This is a genomic window from Janthinobacterium sp. 17J80-10, from assembly GCF_004114795.1.
Classification (GTDB): Bacteria; Pseudomonadota; Gammaproteobacteria; order Burkholderiales; family Burkholderiaceae_D; genus Paucimonas.
Map to the genome: position 1 here is coordinate 2,635,936 of NZ_CP035311.1, position 14,675 is coordinate 2,650,610.

Genomic DNA, 14,675 nt, shown 5'->3' on the forward strand with positions numbered 1-14,675 from the left:
GGCACTGGCCACAAGCCATCCCTGCCTCAACAATATTACTGATTTCCTTCAAAGCCATGACCAGACCACCATCCACTTCCACCCGCACCGCAAAAACTGACGCCGACAAGGACGCTCCGCTGCGGGAAGATATCCGCCTGCTTGGCCGGCTGCTGGGCGATGTCTTGCGCGAGCAGGAAGGCGAGGCGGCATTCGCGGTGGTGGAAACCATTCGCCAGACTGCCGTACGCTTTCGCCGCGAAGCCGATACCCAGGCCAGCGCCGACCTGGATCGCCTGCTGAAAAAACTCACGCGTGACCAGACCATTTCCGTGGTGCGGGCGTTTTCCTATTTTTCGCACCTGGCCAATATCGCCGAAGACCAGCATCACATCCGCCGCCGCCGAGCCCACCTGCTGGCCGGCTCGGCGCCTCAGCCCGGCACCATATCCCTGGCACTCGAACGCCTGCAGGCTGCCGGCATCAGTGGCAACGCGGTGCGCGACTTCCTGGGAAAATCCCTGATCAGCCCGGTCCTGACCGCACACCCGACAGAAGTGCAGCGCAAGAGCATTCTCGATGCCGAGCGCGCCATCGCCAACCTGCTGGCCGAGCGCGACCGCCAGCTGACGCCGCGCGAACTGGCGGCCAACACCGAACTCCTGCGCGCCAAGGTCGCCACGCTTTGGCAGACCCGCATGCTGCGCTTTGACAAGCTGACAGTGGCCGACGAAATCGAAAATGCCCTGTCCTACTATCGCATCACCTTCCTGCACGAATTGCCAGGGCTGTACCAGGACCTGGAAGACGAGCTCGCAAGCCGCTTTCCGCCGCAAAAAGGCTCGTCCGCCAACCAGAGGCTGCCGGCGTTCATGCAAATGGGCAGCTGGATCGGCGGCGACCGCGACGGCAACCCGAACGTCAATGCAGGCACCATGCGCCACGCGCTGGAACGGCAGTCCACCGCCATCCTCGATTTTTACCTGGACGAATGCCATGCGCTGGGGGCCGAGCTGTCGATTTCCACCTTGCGCGTCGATGTCAGCCCCGCACTCCAGGCGCTGGCAGATGCCTCGCCCGATACTTCGGAGCACCGCAAGGATGAGCCCTACCGGCGCGCCCTGGTCGGCGTATACGCGCGGCTGGCCGCGACCGCGCGCCAGCTTGGCGCCAGCAATGTGCTGCGCCAGGAAGTAGCCCCGGCTGCACCCTATGCGTCGGCTGCGGAATTCACCGCAGAGCTTCAGATCCTGGTCGATTCGCTGGAATCGCGCAAAAGCGCGGTGCTGGTGCGGCCGCGCCTGGCGGCCATCAGGCGCGCCTCGGAAGTCTTCGGCTTTCACCTGGCCACGCTGGACATGCGGCAGAGTTCGGATGTGCATGAGCGCGTCCTGTCGGAACTCTTTGCCCGCGCAGGCGTAGCACCCGCCTATGCCGACCTTGGCGAAGAGGAAAAGCGCCGCCTGCTGCTGGCTGAACTCGCGCAGCCACGCCTGCTGTATTCGCCCTACCTCGGCTATTCCGAAGAAACCGCCACCGAACTTGAAATCCTGCGCGCCGCACGCGAAATCCGCCGTCGCTACGGTGCGCACGCCATCCGCAATTACATCATTTCGCATACGGAAACCGTCTCCGATCTGCTGGAAGTGCTGCTACTGCAGAAGGAATGCGGCCTGCGCCAGCCCGACGGCGAATGCGTCGAACTGATGGTCATTCCGCTGTTCGAAACCATTCCCGACCTGCGCAACGCGGCCGGCATCATGGATGAATGGCTGGCGCTGCCCCTGGTGCAGCGCCAGGTGGCGCACCAGGGCGCCCTGCAGGAAGTCATGCTGGGCTATTCCGACTCCAACAAGGACGGCGGCTTTCTCACCTCGAACTGGGAACTTTACAAGGCCGAGACCAGGCTGGTTGCGCTGTTCGGCGCACGCGGCATCACGCTGCGCCTGTTCCATGGCCGCGGCGGCACGGTCGGCCGCGGCGGCGGCCCAAGCTACGAAGCGATCCTGGCGCAGCCGCCAGGCACCGTCAATGGCCAGATCCGCCTGACCGAGCAGGGCGAAATCATCGCCTCCAAGTTCTCCAACCCCGAAATCGGCCGGCGCAACCTGGAACTGCTGGCAGTCGCCACACTGGAGGCCAGCCTGCTGCCGCATGCGAGCGATCCGAAACTGGCGGCGCAACTGGCAAAATTCGAAGGCGTGATGGAAGAATTGTCCGAACGCGCCTACCGCGCCTACCGCGCGCTGGTGTACGAAACGCCCGGCTTTACCGACTACTTTTTCGCCGCCACGCCGATTGCCGAAATCGCCGAGCTGAACCTGGGCTCGCGTCCGGCCTCACGCAAGGCCAGCCGCAGGATCGAGGATTTGCGCGCCATCCCGTGGGGCTTTTCATGGGGCCAGTGCCGCCTGCTTCTGCCCGGCTGGTATGGCTTCGGCAGCGCCGTGGCCTCCTGGCTGGAGGATGGCCCCGGCGCCCGGTCCGCGCGCCTGGCCACCCTGCGCGCGATGGTGCGGCAATGGCCCTTTTTCGCCACTTTGCTCTCGAACATGGACATGGTCTTGTCCAAGACCGATCTGGCAGTGGCCTCGCGCTATGCCGGCCTGGTCGCTGACAAAAAATTGCGCCATGCGGTCTTCAAGCGCGTCGTCGACGAACATGAGCAGACAGTGGCATCGCTCACCTTGATTACCGGTGAAACGGAGCGCCTGGCTGGCAATCCCTTGCTGGCGCGCTCGATCAAAAACCGCTTTGCCTACCTCGATCCCTTGAATCATTTGCAGGTGGAATTAATCAAAAGACACCGAAATGTTGCGAACAAGCAAGAAAAGGTTGACGTACGGGTACATCGAGGAATACATTTATCGATAAATGGGGTAGCAGCAGGCTTGCGCAATACAGGCTGAGGTTCCCCCCAGGAGACAACCCAAGCCACGCTGAACCGGACAAATCACACGGACAACGATCCGGACAGCAATAACAACAGGCACGGGCATAACGATTACCGTCATCATTTGATGGAGGCAACAATGAGCAATGTGTATTCCAAGACTCCCAAAGGTCAGGAAGAGATCAAGACGCGCGCAGCCGGCCTTTCCCAACGCATGCGCCAGATACTGATTTTTATTGATGGCAAGCGCAGCCGCGACGATTTGTTCGGCATGCTCAAGGGCGACGACATGGACCATTTGCTGGCGTCTCTGGTCGCGCAGGGTCTGGCCGAAGTGACAGGAGATGTTGCGACCAGGACCACAGCGCCCTCGCCTTCGGCTTCGGTCGCGTCGGTAGCCGCAGTGACCGCTGTCGCAACCGCTGCGGCTGCCGCCAGCCCGCGTCCGGCAACGCCGGAACCGGCCAAGCCAAGCAGCGCCGAGATTGAACGCCGGCGCCGCGAAGAAGAGGCTCAGGCAGAACTGCTGATGGCGCGCAGCTTCATGGGCAGGATGTCGTAAAGCGAGTGGTGGCAACGCCACCCTGGCGCCGGTGCCAGGCCTCTAGCAACGCACCAGCGCCTTGACCTGCGGCCATTGCCGGCGCGAGATCGGCAGGCGCTCAGTCAGTCCCCGCACGATCACCTGCCAGGTTTCCTGCGTCCTGTCGATCCGCTCCCCCTTATCGCTGCGGTCCGCCTCGCCATCAGCGTCGCTGCCCAGCGGAGCGCGTTCCACGCCTTGCACGGCGCTGCGCGCAACCAGCGCGCTACGGTGCACGCGCACGAACAACCCGCCAAGCTCTTCCTCGATTGAACTCAGCGATTCTTCGATCAGGTAGGTGCGCGCAGCTGTGCGCAGGCTGACGTATTTGGCCTCTGCCCTGAGATAAAGCACATCTTCAACCGGCACCAGCAGCAGGCGGCCGCGCTCCTGCACGGAAAAATTACGGCGCTGCTGGTGCAGGCTTTCAGAAACCGATGCCAGCGCCTGCTTTTGCGCCGGCACGGCCATCAATGTTCCCGCACGGCGTATTGCGTCGGCCAGGCGGGCGGCGCGCACGGGCTTGAGGAGATAATCGAGGGCATGCACTTCGAATGCCTTGAGCGCGAATTCATCGAAGGCGCTGACAAAAATGATGGCCGGCGGCGCCTCGGTCGCAGCCAGGTGGCGCGCCAGTTCGATGCCGCTCATGCCGGGCATCTGCACGTCCAGCAGCACGATATCCGTGCGCGTCGTGGCAATCACATCCAGCGCGGCCTGGGCGTGTGCCGCCTCGCCTACCAGGACATGAGGACATTCCTCCGCGATGTCGGACAACAGCATGGCCAGGCGTGCGCGCGCCGGTGCCTCATCGTCGACAATCAGCAGGCGGGGTGTCATCAGGCATCCTTTCTGGTTTTTACATAGGGGAAGCGCAGCCGGACTTCAAACAAGCCCTGCTCGACCGAAGTGCTCAACTGCGCTTCGACATCGTACAGCAGCGCGAGGCGCTGGCGGATATTCTGCAGGGCCATCTTGTTGCCACCTGTGGCAACGTCGCCATGATAAGGATTGGCGATCATGATTTCAATCCGGTCCATCTGGCGCCGGATATCAATCTGGATCAGGGCTGCGTCACTGGCCGGCTCGACACCGTAATGCACGGCATTTTCCAGCAAAGGCTGCAGCAGCAACGCCGGGATCTGCGCCCGCTGCAACACTTCCTTGCTGATGTCGACCGGATTCCATTTCACCTGGAGGCGCTCGCCCAGGCGCACTTTCTCGATCGACAGGTACTGGCGGCAGAGGCGGATTTCCTGCTCCAGCGTGGTCAGGTCGCGCGCATCGCGCATGAGCACGCGAAACAGTTCAGCGAGGTCTTCCAGCGTGGTTTCCGCGCGCAGAGGTTCGGTACGGATCAGCGACAGCACGGCGTTAAGGCTATTGAAAAGGAAATGCGGTCGAATGCGCGCCTGCAGCGCCTGCAGCCGCGCCTCCGCCAGCGCCGGAGAAAATGCCCGGGTGCGCAACTCGAAGTAATGCTGCAGCGCGATGCCGATCAGGGCTGCAACCAGTGCCGCCTCCGCGGGATGCAGACCTGCGAAACTGTCGGAAAACAAGGCGCTCAACGACAGCAGGCGCACCAGCAGGCTGGCAATGGCCGCCGGCACCAGCGCGCACAGGACGCGCTGCAGCCACGGCGACATGCTGTGCACAAGCTTGCGCATGCCGCACAACGCCATCAGCGAAAGCAGGCTGACCATTTCGATCAGGGTGGACGTTTCGATGAATTTCGAGATGCCGACTTGCCAGCCGCTGGTTTGCAGGAGAATGCCGGCCAGGAAGGCAGCATTGACCGCCAGCAGCGCGCGAAAAACCACACCGATATTGCAGCAATCCGGTATCACAATGTCAATTTGCGGGCGTGAGACGCTGGTTGGCGGCATAAAAATGCAGAGTTGTTATTGGGCGCGACACGGGAAGCGGCGCGCTTGTCTTATAATGTTGCCTTCCTCAATTATCCGGCATGTGCGCCATTATGCGGCGCGCACGGGTAAAAATGCCACCGCCATTATGACAGCACAACTCTCCAAGAAGGGCGAAGCCTGGTCGGCCCGCTTCTCCGAACCCGTCTCCGACCTCGTCAAACGTTACACGGCTTCCGTGTTTTTTGACAAGCGCCTGGCGCACTTCGATATCCAGGGCTCGCTTGCGCATGCCGAAATGCTGGCGCACCAGGGCATCATCACGCCCCAGGACCTGGAAGATATCCGCCGCGGCATGGCGCAGATCGAAGCTGAAATCACGGCCGGCAGCTTTGAATGGCTGCTCGACCTGGAAGATGTCCACCTGAATATCGAAAAACGCCTGACCGAGCTGGTCGGCGATGCCGGCAAGCGCCTGCATACCGGACGCTCGCGCAACGACCAGGTCGCAACCGACATCCGCCTGTACGTGCGCGCCGCAATCGACGATATCACCGCCCTGCTGCGCAGCCTGCAGCTCGCCCTGGTGGACCTCGCCGAGCAACATGCCGACACCATCCTGCCTGGCTTTACCCACATGCAGGTGGCGCAACCAGTCACGTTCGGCCACCACATGCTGGCCTACGTCGAAATGTTCGGGCGGGATGCAGAACGCATGGCCGACTGCCGCCGCCGCGTCAACCGCCTGCCGCTGGGCGCCGCTGCCCTCGCCGGCACCACTTTCCCGATCGACCGCGCCCGCGTGGCGCAATCCCTGGGGTTTGAGGACGTCTGCCACAATTCCCTGGACGCCGTCTCCGACCGCGACTTCGCCATCGAGTTTTGCGCTGCCGCTGCCCTGGTCATGACCCATGTCTCGCGCATGTCCGAAGAACTGGTGATCTGGATGAGCCCGCGTGTCGGCTTCATCGATATCGCCGACCGCTTCTGCACGGGGTCGTCGATCATGCCGCAAAAGAAGAATCCGGACGTGCCGGAACTGGCACGGGGCAAGACTGGCCGCGTCAACGGCCACCTGGTCGCCTTGCTTACCTTGATGAAAGGCCAGCCGCTCGCCTACAACAAGGATAACCAGGAAGACAAGGAACCCTTGTTCGACACGGTCGACACCGTGACCGATACCCTGCGCATCTTTGCCGACATGGCGCGCGGCATTACCGTCAAACCGGACGCCATGCGCGCCGCTGCGCTGCAGGGGTATGCCACGGCCACCGATCTGGCCGACTACCTGGTCAAGAAAGGCTTGCCGTTCCGTGACGCCCATGAAGCGGTGGCGCGCGCCGTACGCAGCTGCGATGATCGCGCCTGCGATCTCGCCGACCTGCCGCTGGAAGACTTGCGCAAGTTTTCCAACCTGATCGAAGCCGACGTCTACGCCGTGCTGACGCTGGAAGGATCTGTTGCAGCGCGCAACCATGTCGGCGGTACTGCGCCCGACCAGGTCCGCGCCGCCATTGTCCGCCTGCGCGCCCAACTTGGCTGAATTGCGCCCGGGCGCTGACCAGTCCGGGCTGCCATTAAACTACTGTTGCCCGCGTTGAAAAGACATATACTTCAAGAGATTTATGTAAGGCTAGTTGCGCAAAAAATAAACGGTTTCGCTGAAAATATAAAGAGAACGTCACTCAAGTAAAGCAGTGTTAGTGCGCGGCCGTCTTGACAGGCATGTAAATAAATCAGGCACCTTGCACGATCTGGTTGCCAATAAACAACAGGAGATATTCATGCAACCATTCCTGCGTCTATCCCGCTGGATAGACAAATTTAGCCATGCCGTCGGTCGGGTGGCAAATCTCATGATTCTGCTTTCCTGTATCGTGAGCGCGGCCAATGCCCTGCTCCGGTATGGCTTCAACTGGAGCAACAACTGGCCCCTGGAATTACAGTGGTATCTGTTTGCCGGCGCCGTCATGCTGGGTGCGCCGTACACCTTTCAGCGAAATGAACACGTCCGGGTCGACTTAATCTACGGCCATGTGTCCGAGCGAATTCAACATTACATTGATGCCCTCGGCGTCATCTTCTTTTTGCTGCCGGCGTGTTTGCTGTTTACCTGGCTTTCCTGGAAAACCCTGTTTCTTCCGTCCTGGGGAATTCTCGAGCAATCCTCCAATGCCGGCGGACTGCCGCTGTACCCGATCAAGGTGATCGTCCCGCTGGGATTCGCCCTGCTTGCGCTGCAAGGCATTTCCGAACTGATCAAACGCGTTGCCGCACTTGCCGGCAAGGTTCATCTTGACGCCAAATACGAAAGACCCGTGCAATGATCCCAATCGAATATATGCCGCCACTGATGTTCGGCGGCCTGGTGTTGTTCATGCTGGTCGGATTCCCGGTCGCCTTTTCATTGCTCGCGCTCGGATTGGCATTCGGCATCGTCTCCATTGAATTAGGGTTTTTTGGCGTCAATTATTTGCAAGCGGTTCCACAGCGGATATTTGGCAACGTCCTGGCAAACGACTTGCTGCTGGCGATCCCGTTTTTCACATTCATGGGGGCCGTTCTTGAGAAGTGCGGCCTGGCCGAAGAGATGCTGGATTCGATGGGGCAGTTGTTCGGCCCGATACGAGGCGGACTCGGTTATTCCGTCATCATCGTCGGCTTCATTTTGGGTGCGATTACGGGAACGGTCGCTGCCCAAGTGATTACGATGACAATGATCTCCCTGCCGGTGATGATGCGCTACGGTTACAACATGCGCTACACCACGGGCGTTCTTGCAGCATCCGGCACCATCACGCAACTTGTCCCCCCCTCGCTGGTCCTGGTGGTTCTGGCGGACCAACTGAGAACGCCCACGGCAAGTGCCGACGTCGGCAGCATGTACCTGGGCGCATGGGGCCCTTCCCTGGTACAGATTGGCTTGTTTGCGCTCTACACATTCATTTTGTCGCGAATTAAGCCTGACTGGGTACCTGCACTGCCGAAAGAAGCGCGGACATTGCACGGCTGGGCGCTTTGGAAAAAATGCTTGCGAGGCATTATTCCGTCTGCAGTGCTGATTTTCATGGTGCTGGGAACAATGATGCTTGGCATCGCCACGCCGACGGAATCAGGAGCAATGGGTGCGCTTGGCGCAGTCATCCTTGCCGTCTTGCGCAGCAAGGAATTCACGCGCCGGGACCGGCTTGTGTTTCGTGCCGGCATGCTCTGCCTGGCTGCCGCCGCCCTCATCGGTGCGCTTTTCTATACAACGGAAATTGGCGTCAGTGCAGCCGCCATGCCATTCCTGCGCTCTGCACTGGTCGTCGTCTATCTGGTTATCGTCTGGCTGCTGATTCGCGCAACCCGCATGCGCGAATTGCATGATCTGATTGTGCAGGGCTATCAGTCAACCATGCGCCTGACTGCGATGGTGGTTTTCATTCTGATCGGCTCCACCTGTTTTTCAGTTGTGTTTCTGGGAGTTGACGGCGGCCTCTGGGTCGAACATTTATTTACCTCGCTTCCCGGCGGCTGGATCGGGTTCTTAATCGTCGTAAACCTGTTCATATTTTTCCTGGCGTTTTTCCTGGATTTCTTTGAAATTGCATTCATTGTCGTGCCAATGATTGCGCCGGTCGCGCAAAAAGTCCTCACCCCTGTACTGCTCGAAAGCATGGGAAGTCCGGAGGCGGCTGCCGCGGCGGCACTGGTCTGGTTTGGCGTCATGCTTTGCGTAAATATGCAAACCTCATTTATGCATCCCCCTTTCGGTTTTGCCTTGTTCTACTTGCGCGGCGTAGCGCCGAAGGAAGTGAAAAGCTCGGATATTTATTGGGGAGCATTACCGTGGGTTGGCCTGCAAATCATCATGGTTGCGCTTGTCATTGCGTTCCCGCAAATGGTTACCGGCTTGCTTGACAAAGGCATCGCCTCGACACCTTCCGAAGGGCTGGTGATCGAGAGCCCGATGAGCGAAGAAAACAAGCGCAGCGATGACGAAGCGCCGCAACTGAACTTCTCCACCGAAGACGACAAAAAATAATCCGGCAGTGCCGCCCCCTGGAACCCGCATGCATTGGCCTGCGGGTTTTTTTATGCCGCTCCATTAGTCAGGGATAAAAAATAACCCGCAGGGCTTGCGCGCTGCGGGTTACCAAAGTCCTTGACTCTTTTTTACTATTTACTTGCGATTGACCATGAAGTTTTGCATCGGCGCTTCCGCCACCGAGAACCATTGGTTCTGGTTACGCTGGAAACGCTGGTACGGCTCGTAAATCTTTTTGAATTTCGCGTTCTTGGAAGCTTCCTCTTCCATTGTCTGCATCGCAGCCTTGTAGGTGGCTTCCATGATCTCTTTGGAGAAGAAACGCAACTTGGCGCCGCTCTTGATCAGTCGCGCCAGCGCAGCCGGATTCTTCGCATCATATTCGGCCTGCATGGTGACATGGGCTTCGTAAGACGCGGCTTCGATCGCACTCTGGTATTCCTTCGGCAGCTTTTCCCACTCTTTAATGCCGACATAGAATGACAGCTGCGCGCCTGCTTCCCACCAGCCCGGGGCGTAATAGTAAGGCGCGACCTTGTAGAAGCCAAGCTTTTCATCATCGTATGGCGTGGTCCATTCGACCGCGTCAAGCGTGCCTTTTTCCAGCGCCGGATAAATATCGGCACCTGCCAATTGCTGTGGCACCAGGCCCAATGGCGCCATGACCTTGCCGGCAAATGCACTGATGCGCATCTTCAAGCCTTTGATGTCATTCAGCGTCTTGATCTCCTTGCGGAACCAGCCCCCCATTTGCGCGCCGGTATTCCCGCCGAGGAAATTGACGATGCCGTAATCCTTGTAGAAATCACGCAGCAGTTCGCGTCCGCCGCCCTGATCAAACCAGGCGGTCTGCTGACGGGAATTCATGCCGAAGGGAACGGCGCAGTCGAACGCAAATGTCGAATCCTTGCCGAAATAATAGTACGGGGCGGTATGCCCCATTTCGATGGTACCCGCCTGGACTGCATCAACGACCTGCAGTGCCGGAATGATTTCACCACCGGCAAACACGCGGATATTGAATTTACCGCCTGTCAATTGAGAAACACGCTTGGAAAACACCTCAGCAGTGCCAAATAGCGTATCCAGGGATTTGGGAAAGCTCGACGCCAGGCGCCAGTTAATCGTCGGTTGCGATTGCGCCAGTGCAGGCGCAGCTACGCTTGCGACCGAGGCACCAACCGCTGCTTTTTTTAGAAAGGAACGACGTTCCATAGGGTCTCCTCAAGGATTAAATTTCAAATACGACGAAGTTGCTTCATCACAATGCGAATTGTAGAGGCAGGGCCGTGTGCATCGCAACTGAAAGCCACATCGCGCCGCATCAATATCGACTCGTGGACAAAAGCCCGCAAGGCTTGCGGCCATACGGGCTTTTCTGTCGCGAAGCAAAAACGCCTGTTTATTTACGGCTGATCATGAAGTTCTGCATGCTCGATTCCGCCACCGAGAACCATTGATTCTGGTCTTGGCGGAACCGTTTCCAGGGCTCGTAAATCTTCCTGAACTTCGCGTTCTTGGATGCTTCTTCTTCCATGAAGGTGGTAGCGGATTTAGAGCACGCCTCCATGATTTCCTTGGAAAAGGCACGCAGCTTCACGCCCTGTTTCAACATGCGCGCCAATGCGGCCGGGTTGCGGGCATCGTATTCTGCCTGCATCACCACATGCGCTTCATAGGTGGCGGTCTCGACGGCGGCCTGGTATTCCTTTGGCAGCTTTTCCCATTCCTTGATGCCGATGTAAAAAGATACCTGCAGGCTTGGCTCCCACCAGCCCGGCGTGTAGTAAAACGGCGCCACCTTGTTGAAGCCCAACTTTTCATCGTCGTAGGGACCGATCCATTCAGCAGCGTCGATCGTGCCTTTTTCCAGCGCCGGATAGATATCACCGCCGGCGATCTGCTGCGGCACCAGCCCAAGCGGCTGCATTACGCGTCCGGCAAATGCGCTGATGCGCATCTTCAGCCCATTCAGGTCCTTGACCGTCTTGATTTCCCTGCGAAACCAGCCGCCCATTTGCGCACCGGTGTTCCCGCCCTGGAAATTCATCACGCCATAGTCGCGGAAGAATTCACGCGTCAACTCACGTCCGCCTCCCTGATCGAACCAGGCAGTCTGCTGACGCGAATTCAAGCCAAACGGCACTGCCGCATCAAAAGCAAAGGTCGGATCCTTGCCAAAATAGTAGTAAGACGCGCTATGCCCCATTTCCACGGTCCCTGCCTGTACCGCATCCAGCACCTGGAGTGCCGGGACAACTTCGCCGCCGGCGAATACGCGGATATTGAACTTGCCGCCGGTGAGCTGCGAGACGCGCTTGGAAAACGTTTCTGCCGCACCGTAAATAGTATCCAGCGATTTGGGAAAGCTCGACGCCAGGCGCCAGTTGATTGTCGGTTGCGATTGCGCCAGCGCCGGTGCGGCAATTGCACCTGCAGATGCGCCGACCGCTGCTTTTTTCAAGAATGACCGCCGTTCCATATCGTCTCCTTTTATTAGGTTCACAGTTCACTGGCCAACAAGCTTTTGAGTTTCCGGATGGCAATAAATGCAAGGGCAGTTTATTGTGAAATTCAAAATGTCGCAACGCCAGCATCTACCGCAACGCAACATTGGCCGCGCAATTATCGTTACACAGCTGCTAGAACAAGGTGTCAACTTCCTGCAATCGTCATGCTTTCAATCAAAATAGAACCGGTTTCCTTGGTACCGCGGATCAGCGTATCAGTCCCGATCGCGGCAATTTGCGCAAACATTTCGCGCATGTTGCCGGCGATCGTAATTTCTTCCACCGGGTACTGGATCACGCCATTTTCGACCCAGTAGCCGGAAGCGCCGCGGGAATAGTCGCCCGTGACGTAGTTCACGCCCTGCCCCATCAACTCGGTCACGAGCAAGCCGGTATCCAGCTTTTTCAGCATGGCCTTGAAATCGTCGCCGGGCGCTGCCCTGGATGAAAACAGCTTGAGGTTATGCGAGCCGCCGGAGTTGCCGGTCGTTTTCATGCCCAGCTTGCGCGCCGAATAAGTTGAAAGGAAATAGCCCTCGACGACGCCGTCACGCACCACGTCACGACGGTGCGTTTTCACGCCTTCCTCGTCAAAAGGGGCTGAGCCGACTGCGCCGACCACGTGCGGATCTTCGACAATCTGGATATGCGGCGCAAAGACTGCCTTGCCCAGCGTATCGAGCAGGAAAGTCGATTTACGGTACAGCGCACCGCCCGACACTGCCTGCACAAAGGCCCCCAGCAATCCGGCAGCCAATGGCGCCTCGAACAGGACCGGGCACTTGCGGGTATCCAGCTTGCGCCCGTTCAGGCGCGCCAGTGCGCGTTCGGCGGCATACCGGCCAACGGCTTCGGGCGCAGCCAGCCTGGCCGGGTCGCGCATCGAGGAATACCAGTCGTCGCGCTGCATGTGGGCGCCCTTGCCCGCAATCGGCGCAACCGACAGGGTGTGCCGCGAAAACGGATAGCCGCCCATGAAGCCGCGCGAATTGGCCGACACGAATTGCGACTGCTGCGCATACACGCTGGCGCCTTCGCTATTGGTGATGCGCTTGTCGACGGCAAACGCCGCGTCCTCGGCGCGCCGCGCCAGTTCCGCGGCCTCATCGGCGCCGATCAGCCAGGGGTAGCACAGCTGCAGGTCCAGCGGCGCCATTTCCAGGGAATCGGCGTCCGGCAGGCCCGCGCAATCATCTTCCGCAGTGAAACGGGCGATGTTGTAGGCCGCATCGACCGTATCCTGCAGGGCTTGCCGGGAAAAATCCGAAGTGCTGGCATTGCCGCGGCGGATATGGCCCTCCGCACCCATGTAGACGGTGACGCCAATGCCCTTGTCCTTGTTTTGCTCGATGGTTTCGATACTTCCCTTGCGCACAGTCACAGCCAGGCCGCTGCCTTCGCTGATATCGACCGCCGCACCGGATGCGCCTTTTTCCTTTGCGTAGCGCAACACATCCTGTGCGAGTTGCTGCAACTGTTCCTGGCTGTGGGTAAATACGGAATCGCTCATGGGCTGAATGTCTTCTTTCTGGGGATAAGGGCTTTGACCGCAATCGACGGGAAAGCGGTTATGATAGCAGCCGTTAACCAAATTGCTTAAGCATCTCGCAAATCCATGCCAAATCCTAACCGAGGCTCCTGCGGCTACCAGTCCAACGAATTCGAGCAGGAATACGACCGCCCCTCCAAATCCCAGTTAAAGCGCGAAATGACCGCGCTGCAAAAACTGGGGGCGGAATTGATAGCCAACTCGCGCGATCGCGTCAAACGCGTCCCCATGCCGGAAGACGTGCGCGACGCCATTCTCGAGTGCCAGAAAATCACGGATCACGAAGGCCGCCGCCGCCAGTTGCAGTACGTCGGCAAGAAGATGCGCACCCTCGAACCGCATGAAGTCGCCGCCATCCAGAAAGTCATCGACAGCTGGCGCGGCACGTCCAAGGCGGAAGCCGCTGCCCTGCACCTGATCGAGCGCCGCCGCGACAAGCTGCTGGCCAATGACGGCGCCCTGACTGAGCTGGTGGCAGCCCACCCGGAACTGGATGCCCAGCACCTGCGCACCCTGATCCGCAACGCCCGCAAGGAACAGGCCGACAACAAGCCGCCCAAGGCTTACCGCGAAATCTTCCAGATCCTGAAAGGCCTCGAAAAGGAAGACGCCGCACAGGATGCCGACGCTGACGATCAAGCCGATGCCGAAGACGACGAGGAATGATCCGGATGAGCTGGTAATCGGCCTGGTCTCGATTTCCGACCGCGCATCCGCCGGCATTTACCAGGACCAGGGCTTGCCTGCCCTGCAGGAATGGTTCACGGCCGCGCTTGCCAGCCCCTGGCGCATGGAGTCGCGCCTGATCCCTGACGACCGCGCAAGCATCGAACAGACACTGGTCGAACTGGTGGAGGTCGCCGGTTGCGACCTCGTGCTGACGACTGGCGGCACCGGCCCGTCGCGCCGGGATGTGACGCCCGAAGCCACGCTCGCCGTCGCCACGAAGGAAATGCCCGGTTTCGGCGAACAGATGCGCCAGATCAGCCTGCAGTTCGTGCCGACCGCCATCCTGTCGCGCCAGGTCGCGGTGATCCGCGAGACCGCGGACCATGCCGCACTGATCATGAACCTGCCGGGCCAGCCCAAGTCCATCAAGGAAACGCTGGAGGGCTTGAAGGATGCCGACGGCAAGACCCTGGTGCAGGGTATTTTCGCCGCTGTTCCCTATTGCATCGACCTGATCGGCGGCCCCTATATCGAAACGCATGACGCCGTGTGCAAGGCCTTCCGGCCAAAATCCGCCATCCGCCCAAAATCCTGAAC

The 14,675-nt window shown here is 59.5% G+C and carries 12 protein-coding genes; 7 read left to right on the plus strand and 5 right to left on the minus strand.

What is annotated here, in order from left to right; genetic code table 11:
- The first annotated feature begins 56 nt into the window (after window positions 1–56).
- Entirely contained in the window at window positions 57–2,888 is a 2,832-nt protein-coding gene (ppc, locus tag EKL02_RS11810) for a phosphoenolpyruvate carboxylase (protein WP_128902239.1), read from the plus strand.
- A 123-nt stretch (window positions 2,889–3,011) separates the two neighbouring features.
- Window positions 3,012–3,434, plus strand: coding sequence for a hypothetical protein (locus EKL02_RS11815; protein ID WP_128902240.1), 423 nt, complete (start codon window positions 3,012–3,014; stop codon window positions 3,432–3,434).
- Window positions 3,435–3,476: 42 nt separating this feature from the next.
- On the opposite strand, the gene EKL02_RS11820 is transcribed toward EKL02_RS11815, so the two are convergent.
- The gene (locus tag EKL02_RS11820) at window positions 3,477–4,295 is read right to left on the minus strand and encodes a LytTR family DNA-binding domain-containing protein (protein WP_128902241.1); all 819 of its coding nucleotides are present in this window, start codon (window positions 4,293–4,295) and stop codon (window positions 3,477–3,479) included.
- Window positions 4,295–5,275 carry a histidine kinase gene (locus EKL02_RS11825; RefSeq protein ID WP_241687700.1) on the minus strand — a complete coding sequence of 327 codons (981 nt, stop codon included), beginning with the start codon at window positions 5,273–5,275 and terminating at the stop codon, window positions 4,295–4,297. The genes EKL02_RS11820 and EKL02_RS11825 overlap by 1 nt, the downstream gene beginning before the upstream one ends.
- 193 nt (window positions 5,276–5,468) lie before the next feature.
- Between EKL02_RS11825 and argH the strand changes: the two genes are divergently transcribed.
- The 3 genes from argH to EKL02_RS11840 all read left to right on the plus strand — a co-directional run bounded on the left by argH (window position 5,469) and on the right by EKL02_RS11840 (window position 9,347).
- Window positions 5,469–6,863 carry an argininosuccinate lyase gene (gene argH / locus EKL02_RS11830; RefSeq protein ID WP_128902243.1) on the plus strand — a complete coding sequence of 465 codons (1,395 nt, stop codon included), beginning with the start codon at window positions 5,469–5,471 and terminating at the stop codon, window positions 6,861–6,863.
- A gap of 241 nt (window positions 6,864–7,104) precedes the next feature.
- Window positions 7,105–7,647, plus strand: coding sequence for a TRAP transporter small permease subunit (locus EKL02_RS11835; protein ID WP_128902244.1), 543 nt, complete (start codon window positions 7,105–7,107; stop codon window positions 7,645–7,647).
- Window positions 7,644–9,347, plus strand: a complete 1,704-nt coding sequence (locus EKL02_RS11840; protein ID WP_128902245.1) for a TRAP transporter large permease subunit — start codon at window positions 7,644–7,646, stop codon at window positions 9,345–9,347. Before EKL02_RS11835 ends, EKL02_RS11840 begins: the two co-directional genes overlap by 4 nt.
- A gap of 138 nt (window positions 9,348–9,485) precedes the next feature.
- On the opposite strand, the gene EKL02_RS11845 is transcribed toward EKL02_RS11840, so the two are convergent.
- The 3 genes from EKL02_RS11845 to pmbA form a co-directional block, all read right to left on the minus strand.
- Entirely contained in the window at window positions 9,486–10,565 is a 1,080-nt protein-coding gene (locus EKL02_RS11845) for a TRAP transporter substrate-binding protein (RefSeq protein ID WP_128902246.1), read from the minus strand.
- A 187-nt stretch (window positions 10,566–10,752) separates the two neighbouring features.
- Window positions 10,753–11,832: a TRAP transporter substrate-binding protein gene (locus EKL02_RS11850; RefSeq protein ID WP_128902247.1), complete on the minus strand. Its 1,080-nt coding sequence runs from the start codon at window positions 11,830–11,832 to the stop codon at window positions 10,753–10,755.
- Between the two features lie 173 nt (window positions 11,833–12,005).
- Window positions 12,006–13,370, minus strand: a complete 1,365-nt coding sequence (pmbA, locus tag EKL02_RS11855; protein WP_128902248.1) for a metalloprotease PmbA — start codon at window positions 13,368–13,370, stop codon at window positions 12,006–12,008.
- A gap of 105 nt (window positions 13,371–13,475) precedes the next feature.
- On the opposite strand from pmbA, the gene yjgA reads away from it, so the two are divergent.
- Together yjgA and mog are read left to right on the plus strand one after the other, a co-directional pair.
- Complete coding sequence (yjgA, locus tag EKL02_RS11860) at window positions 13,476–14,075, plus strand: ribosome biogenesis factor YjgA (protein WP_128902249.1); 600 nt, start codon at window positions 13,476–13,478, stop codon at window positions 14,073–14,075.
- Entirely contained in the window at window positions 14,053–14,673 is a 621-nt protein-coding gene (gene mog / locus EKL02_RS11865) for a molybdopterin adenylyltransferase (RefSeq protein WP_128903482.1), read from the plus strand. The genes yjgA and mog overlap by 23 nt, the downstream gene beginning before the upstream one ends.
- Window positions 14,674–14,675 lie beyond the last annotated feature (2 nt).

Excerpts from the sequence above, each read along its gene's own strand:
- EKL02_RS11815 (WP_128902240.1), top strand. The coding sequence starts at position 3,012 with ATGAGCAATGTGTATTCCAAGACTCCCAAAGGTCAGGAAGAGATCAAG.
- pmbA (WP_128902248.1), bottom strand. The coding sequence starts at position 13,370 with ATGAGCGATTCCGTATTTACCCACAGCCAGGAACAGTTGCAGCAACTC.
- EKL02_RS11835 (WP_128902244.1), top strand. The coding sequence starts at position 7,105 with ATGCAACCATTCCTGCGTCTATCCCGCTGGATAGACAAATTTAGCCAT.
- EKL02_RS11850 (WP_128902247.1), bottom strand. The coding sequence starts at position 11,832 with ATGGAACGGCGGTCATTCTTGAAAAAAGCAGCGGTCGGCGCATCTGCA.
- argH (WP_128902243.1), top strand. The coding sequence starts at position 5,469 with ATGACAGCACAACTCTCCAAGAAGGGCGAAGCCTGGTCGGCCCGCTTC.
- mog (WP_128903482.1), top strand. The coding sequence starts at position 14,053 with ATGCCGAAGACGACGAGGAATGATCCGGATGAGCTGGTAATCGGCCTG.
- yjgA (WP_128902249.1), top strand. The coding sequence starts at position 13,476 with ATGCCAAATCCTAACCGAGGCTCCTGCGGCTACCAGTCCAACGAATTC.
- EKL02_RS11840 (WP_128902245.1), top strand. The coding sequence starts at position 7,644 with ATGATCCCAATCGAATATATGCCGCCACTGATGTTCGGCGGCCTGGTG.
- ppc (WP_128902239.1), top strand. The coding sequence starts at position 57 with ATGACCAGACCACCATCCACTTCCACCCGCACCGCAAAAACTGACGCC.
- EKL02_RS11845 (WP_128902246.1), bottom strand. The coding sequence starts at position 10,565 with ATGGAACGTCGTTCCTTTCTAAAAAAAGCAGCGGTTGGTGCCTCGGTC.
- EKL02_RS11820 (WP_128902241.1), bottom strand. The coding sequence starts at position 4,295 with ATGACACCCCGCCTGCTGATTGTCGACGATGAGGCACCGGCGCGCGCA.